This is a genomic window from Burkholderia sp. D-99 (assembly GCF_011605345.1).
GTDB lineage: Bacteria > Pseudomonadota > Gammaproteobacteria > Burkholderiales > Burkholderiaceae > Burkholderia.
Map to the genome: position 1 here is coordinate 997,767 of NZ_JAAOXM010000002.1, position 20,250 is coordinate 1,018,016.

Here is a 20,250-nt window from a genome sequence, read left to right on the forward strand (position 1 = left end):
CACACCCTTCCGGATGCCGTAATAAATGCGGAGCAACAACAAGACAGCGGCGATCGAAGCATGTAACGGGAATAAATCCGCCCCGGCTCCGGTATATCGGGGGTCGCCACGCCTTCGCCGCGCCGGACGTGCGGGCGTGCGACACCCCACCCGAAACAGCGAGACCGCTCATGTCACAGCCCAACCACACCGCCTACGCACGCTTCGCGATCGCCATGCACTGGTCAATCGCGATCCTGATCCTGTCGAACCTGTCGATCGGGCTCTACATGGATACGTTCCCGCACAACTCGTCGCAGTTCAACGGCATCCTGTTCTATCACGCGTCGATCGGCAGCCTCATCTTCATGCTGACCGTGCCGCGCCTCGTGTGGCGCGCGACGCACACGCCGCCGCCGCTGCCGGACAGCGTTCCGGCATGGCAGGCGCGGCTCGCCGGCGCACTGCACGGCGTGCTGTACCTGCTGCTGTTTCTCGTGCCGGCGACCGGCTACGTGCACCGCCTCGCCGGTGCGCATCCGGTCAGTTTCTTCGGCATCGCGAACCTGCCGATGCTCGTCGGCCGCGACGAACCGTTGCGGCTCCTGACCGACGCGCTGCATCGTGCGCTGGTGCTGACACTCGGCTTGCTGCTGGCCATGCATGTCGCGGCCGCGCTGAAACACAAGTTCGTCGATCGCGACGGTGTTGCCGGGCGGATGGGTATTTGAGCGGGCGCGCCGGAATCGAGCCGGCGGTCAACCGGCCGGGTCACAGAAACAGCAGTGCCGGATTCAACTCCGGTTCGCCGCACGGCTGAGCGCACCACCCGAGTTCCACCGGAACCGAATAAAGCCGTCGCGCGCCAAAACGCGGCCAAAAATGACACAGCCCCGGCGCGATGACTTGCACCACGGACAAGCCGATGTCGGGCCGCGTCTTGTCGACGACGAGCACGTCGATGCCGGCCGCCGCGATGCGCCCGACGCAATGCGCGAGCGCCGCCGGCAACGACGCGGTGTCGATCGGCTGCCACGTCGAGCGCGTCGTGCAGCGCACGCCGTTCGCCGGATACAGGAATACGGTCGCCGAAAGCTTGTCGCGATCCCACGGGTGCGGCGCCTGAGCCGCGACATCGAGCAACTGGTTGACTTCAGTCAGCGCGCGCTGCACCGCGATCCGGCCGAACGGATGGGAGCCAAAGCCGATCGAAAAGCGCCCGTCCTGTGGATTTTCCGCCAGCGCGGCCACGGTCGGCACGCCGAGATCGGTGGTGATGTCGAGCGCCCACAAACGCCACCCCAACGTCGTGTATTCGTGCACGAGCGCATCGAAATACGGATCGTCGAAACTCGCGAGATCGATGCCGGGGCGCGCGATCCGGTTGTACCACCAGATCGCGACCGCATCGCGCTCGATCAATTCGAGCATCCCCTGCAAAATCGCCTCGTCGACGCTCGATCCCGCCGCGCAGCCGTTGGGATTGTGTACGCATGCGGCGTGCGCCTGCGCACTGTCCGGCGTTTCCGCGTAGCAATAGCTCAGCGGTACGAGATGGCGCCTGCCGGTCACGAGCGACCAGGCCGGCGTCCAGTCGATGACGTCGCGCGTCGTGAAACGCGGCGGCACCTGCTTTCGAACATCGCGGGTCAATGCGTTGATCGCATCACGCGCGTCGAATTGCCGTTCGCTGAACTGCTGAAGATCGTTCACGTGAATCGGGACGGCGTCGCATGCCGGATCGGCAAGCAGGCTTGCCATGCTTCCGGTCAGCGTCGCCTCGTCGCCTTGATACACGCTGCTGAATCGTTCGAGCGCCTCGCATAGCGCGCTCACGCGGGCTTGTTCGTCGGTGCGGCCCTTGCCGGAGCAGATCCTGTCGAACCGGTTGCTGCCCGGTACGGCGGCCGGGCATACGAGAAAGCCCGATGCATAGACCTTGCGCAGGCCCGCGTGTCGCTTCGGCGTCGGGTGCAGGTACGCGATCGCGCCGCTGACCGGCGAGATCAGATGGGCATAACGCTCGAACACCTGTTGCGGGTCGGCGGTACGGTAGCCGCCGTCGGCGCGTGCCAACGGCGCATGTTCGGCGAGCCGCGGCGCCCGCGCCGCCTGTTCGCGCATCCACGCCGGATTGCCGCAGCACGGGCATTGCGGACGCTTCAGCACGCGGTGCCGTTCGGCGGCCAACGTATCGATGCGCTGCGCCACGATATGGGTTTGCAACCGTTCCGATGCCGTGCGGTTGACGGCTATCTGCTCGACCGTCGCCGCCACGAGCGCCGCCGCTGCAGCCGCCCCGGCGCGCGAGGCTGCCGGCGGCAGACGCGTCGAGTCGCTGCCGTGATGGCGCGCAAGCAGCGCCTCGACCGGCCGGTTGAGGCGAATCCAGTAACGCACGCATGCGATGCACGGCGCGTCAGCCAGCGCACCGCCGCCGGCCAGCAACGGCCCGATCAGCGTCTGCACGCCGCCGGCCGCCACGACGAGCAATGCCCCGCCGCGCGCCGCCACGCGGGCGGCGCACGCGGCGAGATCGTCGCGGTCGTGCGTATCGGTAATCGCGACGGTCAATTCGGCGTCCGGCACGACTTCGATGCCGGCCGTGTCGAGCGCGCGCCTGAGCGCCGCATCGTCGGCGCCGAACGCCTCGACCGCGACGCGCAGTCGGACGACGCGCGCACAAGCGGCATCGCCGTCGAGGCCGGCGCGCTCGAAGAAGCCACGCGCCGCATCGTCGTCGTGCGGCGAGTCGGCGCGCACGTACCCGCGACGCACCAGGTGATCGAGCCGCGCAAGCACATCCCATTCGCCGAACGTGCCGGCAAGCGACGTCACGATTTCGGCGATCGTCATCCGTGCCCGCAAGCAGGCGGCAATCCGCACGAAGATCGCGCCGGACAGCATCGCGCGTTTGAATTCGTCGACGACGAACAGCGTCTCGGGGCCCGCATCGAGCACGAGCAAATGCGGTTTGAAGCGCAACACGCGCGAAAGGTCATCGAGCATCGTCGGGGTCCGTGCGGTGGGTCAACAAACATCGCGCGGCCGGGGCAACCGGCCCGGGCCACGCGACGGGGTGCGGCTCGGCCGCGCCGGGTCAGCAGCAGGTGAACTGGTAGCTCGACCCTGCGTCGCAGTAGGCCGCGAGCGCGACGGCCTCTTCGTCCGGATCAGTCGGTTGCTCCGGTATGCCGACGGTGATCACGTTGCGCGGCAGGTTCCAGCTTCCGCTGCCGTTTCCGTGGTTCGTCCAGCCATGATCGCCGTCCGTCTTGACGATCTCGATGTCGATGATCCACGGGCACTGGTAACCGAAGTATTTCGCCAGCGTCTCCAGTGGCTTCTCCAGCAGTTCATCCTTGAACTGCGGGTTCCGCCAGGAAAGCGCGATCGCTTTCAGATAGACCTTCTGAAACTCCAGCATCGATTCGAGCGTCGGATTAGCGTTGTCCTTTGCCATGTCGGGTTCCCCGTGTCATTCCGTGATGGTGATGTGGTTCGCGTTGTACGCGGCCAGCGCCTGCTCGAATTGCGTCTCGTCCGCCGGCGCGGGCGGCAAGAACAGGGTGAGCTTGTTTTTCGGGCCGGACGCCCAGTCACCGTTGACACCCGGCGTCCAGGCCGACGACTTGGTCTGCACCTTCAGGTCGAGATTGAACGGAAAGTGATAATCGAAATGCTCGCGCAACGCGTGGACCGGATTGGCCTCCAGCTCGTCGAGAAACGCCGGGGAATGCCACGCGAGGGAGATCGCCCGGATGACGGTTTCCCGATACTCGAGAAACTGTTCGTACGTCGGTAATCGAAGATCCTTGCTCATCGCTATGTTCTCCTGATTGATGAATGAAACGACTTACGGCAACGACTGCAACATCACTCCGGCTAGCCTGGCAATGCGGCCCATGCCCGCCGCCGTTGCAACTTCGCAAGCGCGCCGGCACGCGGCCAGCGCGGCCACGCCGCCGCATCGCGGATCGGCCTGGCGCAAGTACTCGCACTTCTTCAGCAGCAGCTGTGCTTCGTAATACCGCTCTCCGGTCGACTCGCACCACGCGAGGCACTGCTCGATCTGCGCAAGCGCGGCGGGGTAGTCGCCTCGCCCGGCATCCAGCTCGGCCAGCAGCGACGCGTAGTAGGTCAGGCCGAGCAGGCCGCCCGACTGTCGCTGCGCCTCGAGATGCGCGACGACGCCCGCGCGATCCCCTTGCGCCCACGCATGAATGATTGCGGCGTAGTGCTCGACCGCGCGCAGCCGATGCCCCTCCGACAGACGGAGAATCGCTTCCGACAGCGTGCGGGCCGCGTCGCGCTCGCCCGCCAGCTGGTGCGTGCGAGCGAGGTACATCATCGTGACGCCGAGCGTGGGCAAATGATCGAGGCAGGTCGCGCAATACACAGCCTCGCGCGCCAATGCGAGCGAGGCCTGCGGATCGTCGTCCATGCACCAGCGCACGCTCGCGAGCGACGCCATCGTCCACGCGCGCGTATCGAGCCCCAGGATGCGCCGATGGCCCGCGTCGCGCCGCACGTCGTAGCCGGCCAGCGCTGCGTCGAATGCGGTGCGGGCGCGCGCATAGTCGCCGTCGACCCACAGGCTCATGCCGCGCATCGCGTCCGCCGCGACCTGAACGCCGGCATCGCCGCGCTCGGTCGCGAGCGCGTCGAGCCGCGTGCCGATCCCGCGCACGGTGGGACGATCGCCAGCGACGTGGTAGTAGGTCGACAGCGTCCATAGCGCGCTGATCTCGAGCTCCGGGTCGTCGAGCGTCTGCATCTGCCGCAACAGCTGCTCCGCCTGCTCGCGCACCTGCGGATCCGCCCAGCCGAACCGTGCCATCATCGCGTGCGTCAACGTGGCGCGGATGCGCGCGCGGTCGTGCTCGCGTTGCGCGTAGTCGGCGTCGCCGAGCCAGTCGAACACCGACTGCCCGTAGCGGATCGCGTCGTCGTACCGGGAACGTTCGAGTGCGCGACGCGCCGCGTCGATGCCGTGGGCGATCGCGTCGGCAACGGCACCCGCGCGCGCGAAGTGCTCCGCGACCCCGAACGCATGCGCACCGGCGCCGCGATCGGCTTGCGCGGCCAGCGCGCGGCCAACGCGTGCGTGGTTGCCGCGCCGCACGGCGGGCGGCATCGACTCATACGCCGCATCGCGAACCAACGCGTGGCGGAACGAATAGAACACGCGATCGCGCCGATGTTGCGCGTACACGATGCGCTCTTCGAGCAGCAGCCGCAGATGCACGTCGAGCGTGGCCCGATCGTGCGGCGATGCGTCGGCGAGCAATTGCGCATCCACGTCGAGCCCGATGGTCGCGGCAAGCTGCACGGTGTCGCGCGCGTCGTCGATCCGGTCGAACGCGAGTCCGAGCATGCCGCCCAGGCTGAGCGGAAGCGGATAAGGGTCCGTTGCCCGCAGCTCGGCAAGCGAGCCGTCCGCGCCGTTCATCGTCAGCTCGCGCGCGACGGCTTCGATGAACAGCGGGATGCCCGCCGTGCGCCGGGCGAGCTGGTCGAGCCAGGCCGGATCGAGCTCGCCCTGTCCCAGACACGCCGACATCAGGCGCTGCGCGTCGTCGCGCGGCAGGCGGCGCAGCGCCAGGCGTTCGGTTGCACCGCGCCAGCGCCCGAGCTTGTCGGGGCGCGACGTGAACACGATGCCGAGCGCCGCTGCGCGCGGCGAGCGCTGCAGGTACGCAAGAAAGTCCTCGGTCGAGCGATCGATCCACTGGACGTCCTCGACGACGATCAGCACCGGAGCGCCATTGCCGAGCGACACGATCAGTTGCTCGAGGACGTCGAACAACGCGTGTTGTTCGCGTGCACTCGACCACAGGAGCCCCCGCCCGTCGCAGGGCACCCCCAGCCAGGCCGCGAGTGCGGCACGGGCCGCCGTGTGATCGCATTCGAGCGGCGCGATCATGGTGTCGATCGCCGCGAGCGCGAGACCGGCCGGGCTGTCGGCGTCGATATGCCAGCGCGCGGCGATGAATCGCAGGATCGGAAACAGCGCGTGATTCTCCCGCTCGGGCAGGCACCCGCAATACGCGCAGGCGTAACCCTGGATCCGGACAGCCTCGCACAACTCGTGCACGAGGCGCGACTTGCCGATTCCCGCGCCGCCGACCACGAGCCGCGCCATACCGTGCGGCGCAGGCGCGCCGCGCATTGCGCGGCGATGCCGTGCGAGCGTCTCCTGCCACGCGCGCAAGAGCGCGTCGAGTTCGCGCGCGCGGCCGACCATCGGTGCCCGCATGCCGGCGTCGAGCGAATCGAACGGCGTATCGGCGCGCCGCTCGCCGAGCAATTCGTGAACCGGCCGCGGCTCGAGGCCCGCCCGCGCGAGCCGCAACGAGGTCGGCCGATAGTCCGCATGCCGTTCGAGCGCAAGCCGCGCATCGTCACTGATCAGAATCTGCCCGGGCCCGGCAAGCCGCAGCAGCCGCGCAGCCGCGGCGGGCGTCGATACGCCCGACATGCGCGACGCACGTGCGAGCACCTGCCCGACGTGTATCGCGGCGGCCACTTCGACGCGCCAGCTTGCGTCACCGGCGTCGCCGCCGGCCGCCGCCGGCACCGGCAGCCGTGCGCGCTCGGCCATCCGCACCATGTCGAGTGCCGCGCGCGCCGCGCGCCTTGCCGGCCGGTCGATGTCGCCTTGCAGGCCGAAATGGAACAGCAGCGTGTCGCCGAGCCGTGCGTCGACCTGTGCGCCATAACCGACGGCGAGGTCCGCACACTTCGTCTGCCATTGCTCCTCGTAGCCGTCGAGCAAGTCGTCGTGATCGATTCCGGCGTGGCGTCGCCGCCCCTCTCCGGTGATCGTCACACAACAGCACAGCGTGGTGATCTGACGGTACCCGCCGACCGTTGCGATCGTCTCGATGTAGGGCGCGAACGGGCTCGGACGCGTCTGCCCGCTTGCGCGGCCGGCATCGAACTGGCCGACGAGCGCCGCGAAGTTGAGCGCGCGGAACGGCTCAGCGAGTTCGTCGGCCGACGCGGCGCGCTGCTCCGGATTCTTGCTCAGCGCGCGCCGCAATACCGCGCCGAGCGGATGCGACGCGATCGACGGCGGGAACGCGACATTCACCGGGCTGAGCTGCTGATAGAGAATGTCGGCCACGCTCGCGCCGCGCATGACGACATCGCCCGTCAGGCATTCGAGCACGACCAGGCCCCACGCATACAGATCGCTTCTGGGCGTCGGCGGCTCGTTGCGCAATTGTTCGGGCGCGCAATAGGACGCCGAGCCAAGCACCTCGGTCGCCAGCGTCAAGGTCTGGCGACCGACGTCTTCCGCGCCGGGCAGGAACACACCGATGCCGAAATCGAGGAGCTTCGCGTGCGGCCCGTCATCGGCCATCGTGATCACGATGTTCTGCGGCTTCAGGTCCCGATGCACGATGCCCCGCCGATGCGCGGCCGCGAGCGCGTCGAGCACCTCCGTCATCAACCGGCCCGTGTCGACGGCCGACAGCGGCCCCTCCGCTACGAGCCGGTCACGCAAGGTCCGGCCCTGCACCAGCTCGAATACCGCGAACAGCCGGCCGTCGGGCGCTTCCCCCTTGTCCAGCAAGGCCACGATGTTCGGGTGCCGCAGTGCCTCGCACAGGCTCGTCTCGCGCTGAAAGCGCGCACGCCGGCGCGCGCGCTCCAGCGCGGTGCGCGCGGCGTCATCGCGCATCAGCTTGATCGCGACGGCTTGTCCCGTTTCGTCGCAGGTCGCGCGAAACACCACGCCATTGCCGCCTTCGCCGAGCAACGAGCCGAGCCGGTAATGCCACTTGCCGGCAAGTTCCGCAAACGGTGCGGCGGGCTGCCGAGGTTCAAGCGCTTCCGGCACGACGGGCGCGCGGGGCACGGTCGGCAACACGGCCGGCTCTCGCGTGCTCACGAGCAATGGACTACCGGGTCCGGCGCCGGACGACGCATGCCGATACGCGGCTGGGCTGGCGGCACCGACTGGCATTCGAGATGCTCGCCGCGTATGACGCGGAACGGGAAATCGCCGAACCTGACGCTGCCGCGCCGGCGCTCGACGAGCTGGCTCGCACCGAGCCCCGGCAAGGCCGCGAACTGGCTGCGGGCGCGGTGAATCTGCACGTTGACATGGGACGTATCGATGCCGAGCATGCGCGCCAGCCGATCGAGTTCGATCCAGCCTTGCGTGGCGGCGTCGTAGCCGGCCTGCATGCCGGCCGCGCGCGCACGGGCGAGTGTGACGAGACTGTAGTGGTGGGCGCGCTCGCCGAGGTCGACCACGCCCCCGCGAACATGCAGCAGCATGCGCACGTGCTCTTCGTCCCGACTGACGAGGAATTCGAGCAGTTGTGCCGGCACGGCCGGATCGGCGGGCGCGGCGAGCATCATCGTCGAACCATTGCGCGCGAGTGCCAGGCGCCACGTGACGTCGCCGGTCGATACTTCATCGCCGTCATGGAGCGCGCGCGGCGGCAACGTGTCGTCGCACAGCCATTCGCCGGCCGGCGACCGGACGATCGTGACCGACTGCGCGGCACGTGCGGCCAGGATCTGGCGCGGCGCGAGCACGATCGGATGCGCGGCGCCTCGTATCGGCCACAGCGTATCGGCCGGATCGTCGAGCGCATCGACGCGCCACGGCGCGATGCCTGCCCTGCCGAACCGGATCACGTCGCCTGGCTGCAGCACCGCGTGCTCGCCGTGGCGTAACGGCACGCCGGAAAGCGACGTGCCGTTGCTGCTGTGATCGTGGAGCTCCCACAGCCCGCCGATCCAGCGGATATGGGCATGAACACGGGACACCGACGCATCCGGGACGACCGTATCGCAGCGCGCGGCATCGCGGCCGAACACGTGATACGCGCGGAGCAGGCACGCTTCGCCGGATGAATCGTTCTTGAGTATCGCCATGGCTGCCCCGTATCGGATTGGCCCGGATCGCTCGAGTGACGCATCGACGCCCGGGCAAACGATTGCGTCGATGATCGCGAACGATGTTGCCCGTTCGCCGCCTCGTTACCAGTTTCTTCGTCAGCTTCCTTTCGAATCGTTGCTCATCCGGCACTTGTTATTTCGGCCAATTGAATGGCCGACTGTATTGTTTTCTTTAAATCGAGCAACTTGATGAAAATCCTGCCAAATAAAATCACTCATCGCAATCGAAATGCTCAACTCCCGCTTTGATATTGCAATGCTTTACATTTTCGGAGAATTTTCAGTTTTCATATAAAGGGTCGAAAATCTTAATCGCCTCGTGAGCCCTGACAGGCTTGCGTCAGGAAGAAACAGTCACATTGGATGACAGCACGGATTTAAATACCTTTGCCAGCGCGGAAGTTTTGTTTGATTAAAAGAAAATTATTTAAATAGTTTCGAATATTTAAATAATGAACTTCGATGTTTTGGTAGATTGCATTACATGAATTACTGCGGAATTAAGGGGGTCACTGCCAATGTCTCGCGGGGGTCATCGGCAAGCGGGTAGGTACCGGCACGCCGCTGCGTCGCGATCGATTGCCGGCAACGGTTGCGGAAGCCGGCAAGGCACCGACCATCCAGCCATACGATCGTCTCGATCGGCCCGCAGCGAGGTCGACGGAACGCGTCGACCGCAATCGCCGCCGCAAGCTGCCGGTTAAAAAAAACGGGGCTGCTACGATCCATGCAAATCAATCACCCGATCATCTTCTCTGCGAACCTTCCCTCAAAGAATCAGCAGAAAAGGTGACTTTTCCCTACAGAATTCGCATAAAAATTGATCTTTGAACGGAAGGCGCTCCACACCTTCATAAAGCTCAAAGGCTTGCACTGGATTGAGCCCCGTAATCGCATCGCCGCCTGCGGATCGAATCGGCGCGACCGACAACGGCGCGAGTGTGTCGCCGATCCTCGATACGCCGGCAAACGCGAGCCCGCTGCGCCGTCGTCTTCATGCGCAATCCGTACCAGCGACGCCAGATGTTCGAGCGCTGCATCGCGAAGGCCATTGGAACGCAAGCCCTGGCATGTCCGGAACAGATAGTCGCTTGAACGACCCAATCCTCCGGACGCTTGGCCAATCGGTGGGCCACGGCCTGCTGGTCGAGATCGCCTGCGTACTGAGGCGCGGACGTATCGATGGTGAAGGTGAACGCGAAGCCCAGAGGCTCGCCATTCACGTCCTTCAGTTCAATCCAGCGTGTCCATGGTGTTACGCAATCCGAATAATCTCAGAACCCGGGAAGCGACATCGCATACGGAACCCGACCGGCGAATGCCGTAACCTTCTCGTGCCCGAGAAGCCAGCGCTTCCGGTGGACGCCCCACGCATAACCCTTCAGGTCGCCGTTGCTCGCAATCACGCGATGGCACGGCACCACGATCGCGACAGGATTGGCTGCATTGGCTGCTCCGACGTCGATCGCCGCACGGGGATCATCAAAGCCCAGCGCCTTCGCGAGCTTCCCGTACGTCGTTGTCGTGCCCGGCGGGACGGACCTCAGTGCGTGCCACACGCGCTGCTGCAGATCAGTCCCGGCAGTTGCGGTCGATAACGCGTTGATCGCTGAAAGCTCGCCTGCAAAATATTCTTCGAAGGCACTGGAGATCGATTCCGGGACCGAACGGCTCGCAAGTTCCGACACGCCATAACGCTCGCTCAAACCGCGATACAGGTGCGCAACGTGGCTCGTAAATTCGAGCGCGTGAATCGTGTCCTGTCGATCCGTGACAAGCAACATGGCACCCATCGGGGTCTCGAGACGACTCTGAAAAAGCTGCATGATTCGCTCCGGGCGGAAAGTAGGAAACGGTGTATCTACTGTAGATGCGACACGCCGCGATCGCACTCCGTCTCTTGCGCTCAAATCCCCTGCTCCAGGATTCCCCGGTACGTTATGAATGGTGTATCACCCGTCAAATCCGAACCACTGTCCAGGCGCTCGGCAAGCGGCATCGTCGGTGTCACGCCTTTATGCTCGATCAATGCCTCGTCGGCGGTGCCCCCCGCAATCAGGAGTTCGTATTGCTCCCGGGCCTTTCGCAACAGATCGAGATAACCGATATGGAAGAGATCGAACGCGCCAGGCGTGTAGCCGATGCGATACATGATCCGAGCCCCGCAAGGAAGGAACCACCGCCATCCGACGCTACTTCGCGTCGTGGAAAATGACGCCGAGCGTACGCCGCTCGCCGCGGCGCAGCCGGCTCACGCCGTGTCGGAGCCCCGCTCGATAGAATCCCCGTGACGACTTTACCGGCCGATGGTTCACTGCAAGCACGACCGCGTCGCCCTGCCGAAGCGGCACAACCTCGGCCCGGCCCGGCTTCTTCGGATCGCTTTCGGTCAACACGAGCTCACCGCCGTCGAAATCGCGCCCAGGCTCGTCGAGCAGGAAGATCGCCTGCAACGGGAACACGAACTCGCCGTACAAATCCTGGTGCAGGCAGCAATAGTCGTTCTCTCGATACCGCAGAAGCAGCGGCGTCGGCCGGGTCTGCCCCGCGTTACGGCACACGGCGTGGAATGCCGAAAGCGTGGCAGGAAACCTGAAGTCAATCCGCATCAAGCCATGCCAGCGGTTTGCAATGGGCGCGAGGCGTGAATAAAGCGATTCACGTAGTTGCCCGACGATATCCGGCAGCGGTCGTGCGAAATACTTGTACTCGCCTCGACCGAACGCGTATCGCTCCATCACAATCCGGCTGCGAAAGCGTTCGTCCTGGGGATAGTAGGCCGCTACCTCGCCGCAGAGCGAGGGTGCGAGCAATTTCGGAAGTACCGCGTAGCCATCGCGCGTCAAGTCGCGCTCGAATGCCGCCCAATCGATCGCTGCGATTCTCGCTTCGACCGAGGCGTCTACCGGTTCCCCGTCGACCTCCGCACGATCGGTGTCGAACAACAGCGTCGCCTGTCTGGTCATGAGCGCAGCTCCTTGGTGTGTGTGCTGTTCGAACGTAACGCCGCGGCCACCTTCCATGCCGCGTATTTTCCGGGCAGACAGACTGCGCACGGACGATAACCGGCCGCGACAGCGGTGTCCTCGTCTTGAAAGAACACACGGTGCTTGACGTATCCCCCGCGCGCGATCGCCTGCAGCGCGGACCGGCAATCGAGCCGGCCGTAGATGCGATTGCGTCGATGCCCGCCAAGCGTGCCCGGCGCGACGCTGTCATACGGTCTGCCGTCCCGGCCGACAAGTTTGAAGTGCCGTGGTTGCGTCATGGTCGATGTCTTCCATGCAGTCACGGGGCGTTGTGAAACGACAGCTCGATGCCGAGCCGCTCACCGTCGCGAACGCGACTGATCGCATGCTTGAGATTGACGCGGTAGTAGCCCCTGCTTCCCCTGAAGGGCCGCTGTGCCGTACTGATGATCGCGGCATCGCCTGGCGCGAGCGGCAAAACCATCGGGCGAGACTGCATCCGAGGACGCTGCTCGGTGAGCACAAACTCGCCGCCCGTGAAGTCTTCGCCGGCTTCACTGAGCAGCACGACAACCTGCATCGGAAAGACGTGCGCGCCATCGCTGCTCTGATGCAGGGCCAGATAATCGCCGGCCCTGTACCGGCTCAGATGGGACAGCGGTTGGCTTTGCCCCGCGTCACGGTTGCGTTGCAGGAAAGCGTCCAGTTCCAACGGATATCGATACTCGACATCCAGCGTCTCGTTCCAGCGATTGGCGATGGGTGCGAGGTCTCGATACAACGACGCACGCCAGGACGCCAGCGGCTCTGGCAGTTGCCCACCGAAGCGAACAATCTCGCCGCGCCCGAGTTCGAGCGAATCGAGCGACACCCAGGGTCCTGCACCGTCCGCCATGATCTGGCGTGCAAGCGCACGGGCCTCGGCCCGGTCAAACGCGCCGGGTAGCAGTGCGTATCCCTCGGCATCGAGTTGAGCGCCGATGCCGACCCAGTCCGGAGCGTCGCATCCGATGGAAGATTCAGTCATGTCGAAAGTCACGTTGCGGGTTGGATTCGGCGCGCTCACGACTTGGCTTCGCGTCGCAGGAGTTCGCGTTTGCGATCGACGCCCCATCGGTATCCGGAGATATCGCCGTCCTGTCGTACGACGCGGTGGCACGGGATCGCGACAGCGATATGGTTTGCGCCACAGGCCTGCGCGACGGCACGTGTCGCCTTCGGCGCCCCGATACGCTGAGCGATCTCCGCATAGCTCACGGTGACTCCCGGCGGAATGTCGCGCAGCGCCTGCCACACGCGCTCCTGAAAGGCCGTGCCACGAACGTCCAGCGGCAAGTTCAGGCCGATGGACGGGGCCTCTATGAACCCGACGACCTGTGCGATCAACGCCTCGAACCCGGCATCGCCACCGACGAACTGCGCTTTCGGAAACTGGTCCTGGAGATTCCGCACGAGCGCGTCAGGATCATCGCCAAGCAGGATCGCGCAGATACCCCGCTCGCTTTGGGCAACGAGGATCGCACCGAGGGTGCATTGGCCGACAGCGAACCGAATGACCGTACCGGTGCCCCCCGCTCGAAAGTCGCGAGCGCGCATGCCGAGCAGCTGGTCGGAATGCTCATAGAAGCGGCTGTTCGAGTTGAAGCCTGCGTCATAGATCGCGCTCGTCACCGACGCCCCGGATCCGTTCAATTTCGAACGCAGCTTTCGAGCCCTTGAGGCCGACGCATAGGCTTTGGGCGTCAATCCGGTTTCCGCCTTGAAAAGGCGATGGATATGGAACGGGCTCATGCCCACGTGCGCGGCCAGTTCCTCGAGCTTCGGTGGCGTCTCGGCTTCGTCGATCAACCTGCAAACCTTCGCCACTGCGTCGATACGTGCAGCTTCCGCGCTGGACTGATCGCTGCGGGCCCGGAGACTCAACCGGTACCCCGCCGCTTCGGCCGCCGATGCCGTCGCGAAAAACTCGACGTTGGTGCGTTTGGGAAGGCGAGCCGACGAGCTCGGCCGGCAATAGACACCGGTTGTTTTCACCGCATACACGAAACATTCGTCAGCGCGACGATCTCGTGTACGCACCGCTTCCCAACGTTCGTCATCCGTCGTGTAAGCGTCCATCGTCGACATGGTCGATTCCATTGCAGTTGCCCGGAAAATTTGTTCACGATCCAAGGATAGGCGCGAATTCAATCGCAAGAACTCCGATTCTTGCGGACAAACTTTATCGGGCAGGCAAGCGCCACAAGTACCACGCGGCAACCGTTCGCCATGGGCGCAACGTCTGACCGACCGCGTCCATTTCGCGAGGCGTCGGGGTCTTTTCCAGCCCCTTCAGGCGCCGGTAGCCTTCGCGCACGCCAAAATCATTCACGGGCAGGATGTCCAGTCGAGACATCGTGTAGATCAGGAACATCTCGACAGTCCACTTCCCGACACCGCGCAACGTGATCAAGCGGTCGACGATTTCGTCGTCGGAAAGGTCCTGTGCCTCATTTCTGGTGGGTACCACGCCGTCGATCCTTGCCTGCGCGATGCCACGAATGGTTTCCAGCTTGGTAGCGGAGAACCCGCAGGCGCGCTGCTTAGCGGGATCGGTATCGAGCAGTTGTTCGGGCGTCGGAAAGGTACTTTCGGGGTAAAGAGCCAGCAGCCGGGCCAGAATTGCGTCTCCCGCCTTCGCATGCAGTTGCTGATAGGCGATCGCGCGCACCAGTGCTTCGTAGGGCTCACGTGCCGGTTTGGGTTCATGTCGGCATGGACCGATGTCGGCGATATGGCGTGCCCAGTCGGCATCGACTTCCGACAAGAATCGCACAGCTTCTTCATAGACCTTCGATGAAGGAGAGGAGGTTGTCATTTCTGTGTTCTTCGGAGTTCGTTACTTGCAAGGTTCCGTTACGATCGGAGCGTATTTGCGGCCGCAGAGACGGCCATCTTCGTGTTTGAGCAATCGACGCGTTCGATGAGGCTGCGCATGCGCCGGGCGAGGCGTATGGCCGTGACGAGCGACATTTCAGCCATCGGATCTTCGACCCGATTCAGAAAGAAACGTACGATCGCATGAATGCCCTTAAAGCGCGAAGCACGAGCGTTTCGGTACCGGCCCGGGTTGTCGGGTTCGTTCGACACGATCATCTGCAGCGGGTGACACCGCCATCCCCAAACAGGTAGGCTTCGCCACTGGCCATCTGCAACTCCGTCTGTCCGTCGCTGTTGATTCGCCAGAATGCCATTCCAGCGTCAACGAGCGACTGACAATGCGATTCAACTGCGCGCTGCAGGGCCAGCTCGTCAACACTGGACGTCTCCAGAGAATCGACTCGCGAGTTTCCGTCACTCATGGGCATCACAACCTCCGTGTGCACGCCACGCGCGGGGCAATTGAGGCCGGATGCCGCGGTGATGGCAGAAGCGATCCTTCTGCGCAAGCGCCCGCTCCGATGATGTTGACCAGCATGGCGGTTACTCCAAGACACGGCTTTCCTCAATCCGCCTCTATCTTCTCAGCCTGTATTCGCATTGCCGCTTCCACGAACGTCTCGGAAAATCGCGCAGATCCCGTGTCGACCGTTGGCGACCAAAACCCGATCGATTCGAATCCCGGGCGCGCGGAAGTTGTATTTGAACGTGACGATCGGACGCGTTTTCATGGCGCTTGTCCGGAAACGGAATGCACTGAATTTACCGATGACGGCCCCGAGCCGAACTCCATTTCTTGCTGTAGAACTCGCGCAAGGCGCCCCGGTTCACCAGCCGGGAAATCTCGCGATCAACCTGATCCAGATCGCCAGGCAACCGGCGTCGCGCATATAGCGCAACGCTTCCTGCGCCAGCCACGTGCATGGCACCCGCCGTAACCAAATGGAATCTGCTCCGGACCGGTACATCCACACGATCGTTGCCGCCATCATTTGTTGTTCCGGCGCCATTGCGCGAAAAGCGGCCCGCCACTCGGCCATTTCTGCCGGGTGATGTTCCCCGGATCGCTCGTCATAGGCGGCAGGGCAAATACTCCGATGGAATTCCCCCTGGCTGCTGGAACAGAACAGTCGCGACAGTCTCAGCTCGCTGATCGCCTGCTTCAAGACGGTGAAAAAGTGCGCCGGCGTTCTCATCGTTCGAACACACGTTCCGCCGGCCAACGCTTCCAGCAAGAGAGTTTCATGGTCGTCCAGGTCCAGCGATCCCGCTACCAGCCTGTCCATTCGAACTTCATTCCTCGGCGTCGAAATCTGAGCCCGCGCGTACAGCACGCGCAGGACCATATCGGGGTCGCAGACAGCACCATCGCAGCCGGTGGCGAATCGAGCATCAATTTCCATCGCGTTTTGTTTGTGGTCCTTACAAATGAGTAGCCACTGCCAATCCACCTGACGAATCTGACAAAGGGCGCACTGTTCACCATTGATGCCGCGCTCTATTGAAGCGCCCGGCGGATTCGCAACGACTGTGGATCGATATCGAAAGCGTGATCGCCCGCGAGCCGATTGATGTTTTCGATCGTGTCTCGCAACCCGGCGCTTGTCGTGCAGGAGCGTGGCGGCAGACAGAACACGTCGACACCATACTTGTCGAGCGGAAGCTTCAAGGTTTGCGTCGCCGTCGCCAACGAACTGGACGAGTCATGGCCGATGAACAGGCGTCTGAAGTGCAGATTGCGCCAGGTATCAAGACTGGCGGCTCCGGTATCCGCAACGGCTCGATCGACAAAGCGAATGCTGCGCACGATCTCGATTCGTTCCGCAAACAGAATCACCGGCTTGATGCCGGTGCTTTGACGAAATGAGTCGTCTGTCGCTAAACGGACGTTCAGATAGTCACAACGGTCGCGTGCGTAACCGAGCACGTTGAGATGCCCAACGTGAAACAGATCGAATACGTCTGCGAGATACCCGACTATTTTCATCTCGTCCTCACCGCGCGCGAGACGATCATTCAGGGCAGTCCCCTGGCGCCCATCGGACGCTTGACAGCTACGTCCGCCATTCGCGCGATTTGTCTCATCGACGAAAACGATATCTCTTTTCGATCGTTTCTTCGCTCCGTTTCTTGCTTTCAGATTCGCACGGATCAGGGTCTGTAAAAAGATGAGGACTTCTTGAATTTCACCACAAGAAACGAGTAGAAGCGCGCAGGCCGGATCGCTATTGTTCGTTCCGAGCGGAGCACCTCCGTCTCTCCATCAACCAGGATCATCAAGGAGTCGAACATGTCGAAGGAAGACGATAACAAGGCAGTCGTCGGCCGCTGGTTCACGAATTTCTGGGGCGAGAAATGCGACCTCGGTATCGTCGACGAGATCGCTGCGCCGGACATGCTGCTGAAGTACTCGTTGCATGAACCGCGTCGCGGCCGCGAAGACATCAAGGCATTCATGACCGACTTCCGTGCCGCCTTCCCGGATCTCAATTTCTGGGGTGTCACGGACCTGATCGCCGAAGGCGACTACGTGGTCGGTCAGTGGGAAGGTGGCGGCACGCATACCGGCCCGGCTTTCAGCGACTTCCTGATCGGGTCCCTGCCTGCAGCGACCGGCCGTCGTATGCACTTCACCGGGACCACGGTTCTTCGCCTGAAGGACGGTCTGATCGTCGAAGAACTCGGCCTCGACGACGGCGTGGCGGCGCTGACGCAACTCGAGCTGATCAAGAAAGCGTAAGTGAACGCACGGTCCGAACCATCACGGATCGCCCGTCGGCGACAAGACCTGAACACGGATCGGCTGAGGCCGGTCCGTTTTTCTTCCGGCGCAAATCCCGGAAGCTTGAGATGCTGGGTGCTTGTTGGCGCGGAGCCAACAGACCACATGTCCGAAAATGGCGCACTTCGTGGGCGCCCAGGATATACGATGTCACCCATGCCTACCCCCATCGACACCCCCGACAGCGACGCCTGCTACCTGGCGCTGAAGGCGCACGACGCGCGCTTCGACGGCTCTTTTTTTGCGGCCGTCACCAGCACCGGCATCTACTGTCGTCCGGTATGTCGTGTGAAGACACCGCGTCGCGAGAACCTCCGCTTCTACCGTCATGCGGCAGAAGCCGAAGCGGCCGGTTTCAGGCCTTGCTTGCGTTGCCGCCCCGAATTGGCCCCGCGTGCGGCCTCCTGGAGCACGGAGGACGCTTCGCGCATCCTGGCGCTGCAGGCGGCAAGGTTGATGGATGAACCCGACGCATGGCGGCACATGAACTCCGCACTCCCGACCTTCGGGCAGTCGAGCGGCGGTTTGATGCCGCGCATTGCGCAGAGGTTGGGCGTGAGCGACCGCCATTTGCGCCGCATTTTCGACGCACATTTTGGTGTCTCGCCGCTCCAGTATCTTCAAACACGCCGGCTGTTGGCGGCCAAGCAGCTGATTGCCGATACCCGATTGCCGATGAGCCAGGTCGCGGCGTCCAGCGGCTTTTCCAGCGTGCGACGCTTCAACGATGCATTCTCGCGCCACTACGGCCTGAATCCCAGCGCCTTGCGCCGGGCCAAATCCGCATCGGATGGGCAAGGCGTGAGCGTGCGATTGGGCTGGCGGCCTCCCTATGACGTGGAGGCGATGGTGGGCTTTTTGCGCCTGCGTGCGTTGCCTGGCGTGGAGCAGGTCGCGGGCCTGGAGTACACACGAACGTTACGGCTTTCGCAAGGCCCGCAGGCTCGCAGCGGCTGGTTGCGCGCTCGCTTCGACGAAGATCGCGCGCAGGCCGTGCTGACGATCAGCGATTCATTGGCCGCCGCCCTGCCGGCGCTGATCAACCGTGTGCGCGCCGCGTTCGATCTGGACGCCGACCCGATCGCCATCCACGCGGCGCTGCACGCCGCCTTCCCGTTGGGCGAAGGCTTGCGCGTGCCGGGCACACTGGACGGCTTCGAGCTGGCGGTGCGCGCCGTGTTGGGTCAGCAGGTCACCGTAGCTGCTGCACGTACCCTGGGCGCGCGTCTGGTTGCCGCCTTTGGCGATCCGGTCGAAACGCCTGTCGCTGGCCTGGATCGTCTCTTTCCCACGCCTGCTGCCCTGGCCGCTGCCACTGGCGACGAGCTCGGCCAGCTGGGCATCACGCGACAACGTCAGACCGCGCTGCATGCGCTGGCGCGCGCCGTGCTGGAGGGGCGCATCGCTTTGCATCCTGGCGTAGACGTCGCGGCGACTTGCGCTGAATTGTGCGCACTGCCGGGTATCGGCGACTGGACGGCGCAGTACATCGCCATGCGCGCGCTGCGTTGGCCCGACGCCTTTCCTGCCGGCGACGTCGCGTTGCAAAAGGCCCTGGGTGTGGGTAGCGCCCGTGCCGCAGCACAAGCCGCCGAGAAATGGCGACCGTGGCGCGGCTATTCCGTGCTACGTGCCTGGCATGCGATGAATCACAGTGCTTCGGCCTGAATGCGACTCGTATCAACACCTTTCCGCGTCGCGTGACTCGTCACCACCGGAAGCGATCAATTTGCACGATGAATTCAATCACACGGATCCTGGGCACGGTACCTGCTCAGAGCGACCTGTTCGGAAGCAGTGACGCCGAATTCTCGATGGACGAGTCTTTTCGATCGGCAAGGCGTTTCGATCTCGACGCGCATTCCTGGATCGAGATCGTGCCCGGATGGATATCGGGGGCTTCGCTGCTCTACGAGCAGTTGCGCAACAGCGTCCCGTGGCTCGAGCACGATCGACGCATGTTCAACAAGGTGTTCCGCGAACCACGCATGACGGCGGTCTACAAGCATGTTGCCGATGTGCCCGACGCGCGCGTGTTGCAGGCCGTCCGTGCGCTATCGCGTCACTACGGTGTGGAATACGACGGCCTGTGGATGAACCTCTATCGCAACGGGCAAGACAGTACAGGCTGGCACCGCGACCACGGCTCCTGCCGGAAGCTGAACTGCATCGTCCCCGTCCTGACGCTCGGCACGACCCGCCGGTTTTTGATCAAGCCGATCAAGGGCGGCCGCTCCGTCGCCTTTAAACCGTCGTCCGGAGACTTGGTGGTGATGGGCGGGCGCGCCCAGCAGGACTGGGTGCACTGTGTGCCCAAGGAACCGGAAATCGAGGGTGCACGGATCAGCGTCAACTTCATGAGCTCCGCGCAGGGCGTGCGGGATTAGCAGACGAAGTTGTCGAGACCTGGCGACACTGGCGCGATCGGGAGGTATGACGCATCTGGCAGGCCGTCGATCACGACGTCTCGACATGAATACCATCCGTATCGATATTCATCTCCTCAAATTTCGACATCCTTACTTTTCAATAATAACGACAAGCTCTTATAGATCCCTGCAAGCGTGGTAGCGATTGATCCGTTCTCTTAATCATGCTGGGCAGCACCTCGCACTTGCGTAAATCGGCGGATCATCGATCGCGCGCTGCCCGCTAGTTGCAAATTCGACCGGCAGGAAT

The 20,250-nt window shown here is 63.7% G+C and carries 20 protein-coding genes; 4 read left to right on the forward strand and 16 right to left on the reverse strand.

Annotation, left to right across the window (positions count from 1 at the left end):
- Positions 1–170: 170 nt before the first annotated feature.
- A complete protein-coding gene (locus HAV18_RS11700) occupies positions 171–710 on the forward strand; it encodes a cytochrome b (protein ID WP_166955696.1) in 540 nt (179 codons plus the stop codon).
- A 40-nt stretch (positions 711–750) separates the two neighbouring features.
- On the opposite strand, the gene HAV18_RS11705 is transcribed toward HAV18_RS11700, so the two are convergent.
- From HAV18_RS11705 to HAV18_RS11775, 16 genes are all read right to left on the reverse strand, one after another.
- Positions 751–2,988 carry a TOMM precursor leader peptide-binding protein gene (locus tag HAV18_RS11705; protein WP_166955699.1) on the reverse strand — a complete coding sequence of 746 codons (2,238 nt, stop codon included), beginning with the start codon at positions 2,986–2,988 and terminating at the stop codon, positions 751–753.
- A gap of 91 nt (positions 2,989–3,079) precedes the next feature.
- A complete protein-coding gene (locus HAV18_RS11710) occupies positions 3,080–3,442 on the reverse strand; it encodes a BMA_0021/BMA_0022 family TOMM bacteriocin (protein ID WP_166955702.1) in 363 nt (120 codons plus the stop codon).
- 15 nt (positions 3,443–3,457) lie between these two features.
- Positions 3,458–3,802: a BMA_0021/BMA_0022 family TOMM bacteriocin gene (locus tag HAV18_RS11715; protein ID WP_166955705.1), complete on the reverse strand. Its 345-nt coding sequence runs from the start codon at positions 3,800–3,802 to the stop codon at positions 3,458–3,460.
- A 33-nt stretch (positions 3,803–3,835) separates the two neighbouring features.
- Positions 3,836–7,879, reverse strand: coding sequence for a TOMM system kinase/cyclase fusion protein (locus HAV18_RS11720; RefSeq protein ID WP_166955714.1), 4,044 nt, complete (start codon positions 7,877–7,879; stop codon positions 3,836–3,838).
- Positions 7,876–8,877 (reverse strand): FHA domain-containing protein, encoded by a 1,002-nt coding sequence (locus tag HAV18_RS11725; protein ID WP_166955717.1) that lies wholly within the window; start codon positions 8,875–8,877, stop codon positions 7,876–7,878. The genes HAV18_RS11720 and HAV18_RS11725 overlap by 4 nt, the downstream gene beginning before the upstream one ends.
- Before the next feature lie 513 nt (positions 8,878–9,390).
- Positions 9,391–9,630 (reverse strand): hypothetical protein, encoded by a 240-nt coding sequence (locus tag HAV18_RS39630; RefSeq protein WP_208101907.1) that lies wholly within the window; start codon positions 9,628–9,630, stop codon positions 9,391–9,393.
- Between the two features lie 545 nt (positions 9,631–10,175).
- Positions 10,176–10,727: a methylated-DNA--[protein]-cysteine S-methyltransferase gene (locus tag HAV18_RS11730; protein ID WP_166955720.1), complete on the reverse strand. Its 552-nt coding sequence runs from the start codon at positions 10,725–10,727 to the stop codon at positions 10,176–10,178.
- Positions 10,728–10,807: 80 nt separating this feature from the next.
- Positions 10,808–11,053 (reverse strand): adenylyltransferase/cytidyltransferase family protein, encoded by a 246-nt coding sequence (locus tag HAV18_RS11735; protein WP_166955722.1) that lies wholly within the window; start codon positions 11,051–11,053, stop codon positions 10,808–10,810.
- A gap of 40 nt (positions 11,054–11,093) precedes the next feature.
- Positions 11,094–11,867 carry a 2OG-Fe(II) oxygenase gene (locus HAV18_RS11740; RefSeq protein ID WP_166955725.1) on the reverse strand — a complete coding sequence of 258 codons (774 nt, stop codon included), beginning with the start codon at positions 11,865–11,867 and terminating at the stop codon, positions 11,094–11,096.
- Positions 11,864–12,169, reverse strand: coding sequence for an Ada metal-binding domain-containing protein (locus tag HAV18_RS11745; protein ID WP_166955727.1), 306 nt, complete (start codon positions 12,167–12,169; stop codon positions 11,864–11,866). The genes HAV18_RS11740 and HAV18_RS11745 overlap by 4 nt, the downstream gene beginning before the upstream one ends.
- 20 nt (positions 12,170–12,189) lie before the next feature.
- Positions 12,190–12,897, reverse strand: a complete 708-nt coding sequence (locus HAV18_RS11750; protein WP_166955729.1) for a 2OG-Fe(II) oxygenase — start codon at positions 12,895–12,897, stop codon at positions 12,190–12,192.
- Positions 12,898–12,932: 35 nt separating this feature from the next.
- Complete coding sequence (gene ada / locus HAV18_RS11755) at positions 12,933–13,997, reverse strand: bifunctional DNA-binding transcriptional regulator/O6-methylguanine-DNA methyltransferase Ada (RefSeq protein WP_166955731.1); 1,065 nt, start codon at positions 13,995–13,997, stop codon at positions 12,933–12,935.
- 94 nt (positions 13,998–14,091) lie between these two features.
- Positions 14,092–14,727: a DNA-3-methyladenine glycosylase gene (locus HAV18_RS11760; protein ID WP_166955733.1), complete on the reverse strand. Its 636-nt coding sequence runs from the start codon at positions 14,725–14,727 to the stop codon at positions 14,092–14,094.
- A 38-nt stretch (positions 14,728–14,765) separates the two neighbouring features.
- Positions 14,766–14,999: a hypothetical protein gene (locus HAV18_RS11765; RefSeq protein ID WP_166955735.1), complete on the reverse strand. Its 234-nt coding sequence runs from the start codon at positions 14,997–14,999 to the stop codon at positions 14,766–14,768.
- A 617-nt stretch (positions 15,000–15,616) separates the two neighbouring features.
- Positions 15,617–16,192, reverse strand: a complete 576-nt coding sequence (locus tag HAV18_RS11770) for a hypothetical protein (RefSeq protein WP_166955737.1) — start codon at positions 16,190–16,192, stop codon at positions 15,617–15,619.
- Positions 16,193–16,287: 95 nt separating this feature from the next.
- Positions 16,288–16,776 carry an adenylyltransferase/cytidyltransferase family protein gene (locus HAV18_RS11775; protein ID WP_166955739.1) on the reverse strand — a complete coding sequence of 163 codons (489 nt, stop codon included), beginning with the start codon at positions 16,774–16,776 and terminating at the stop codon, positions 16,288–16,290.
- Between the two features lie 303 nt (positions 16,777–17,079).
- Between HAV18_RS11775 and HAV18_RS11780 the strand changes: the two genes are divergently transcribed.
- The 3 genes from HAV18_RS11780 to HAV18_RS11790 all read left to right on the forward strand — a co-directional run bounded on the left by HAV18_RS11780 (position 17,080) and on the right by HAV18_RS11790 (position 19,958).
- Positions 17,080–17,529: an ester cyclase gene (locus HAV18_RS11780; RefSeq protein ID WP_166955741.1), complete on the forward strand. Its 450-nt coding sequence runs from the start codon at positions 17,080–17,082 to the stop codon at positions 17,527–17,529.
- A 198-nt stretch (positions 17,530–17,727) separates the two neighbouring features.
- Entirely contained in the window at positions 17,728–19,239 is a 1,512-nt protein-coding gene (locus HAV18_RS11785; protein ID WP_166955743.1) for a DNA-3-methyladenine glycosylase 2 family protein, read from the forward strand.
- 68 nt (positions 19,240–19,307) lie between these two features.
- Positions 19,308–19,958 (forward strand): alpha-ketoglutarate-dependent dioxygenase AlkB, encoded by a 651-nt coding sequence (locus HAV18_RS11790; RefSeq protein ID WP_166955745.1) that lies wholly within the window; start codon positions 19,308–19,310, stop codon positions 19,956–19,958.
- The last annotated feature ends 292 nt before the right edge of the window (positions 19,959–20,250 follow it).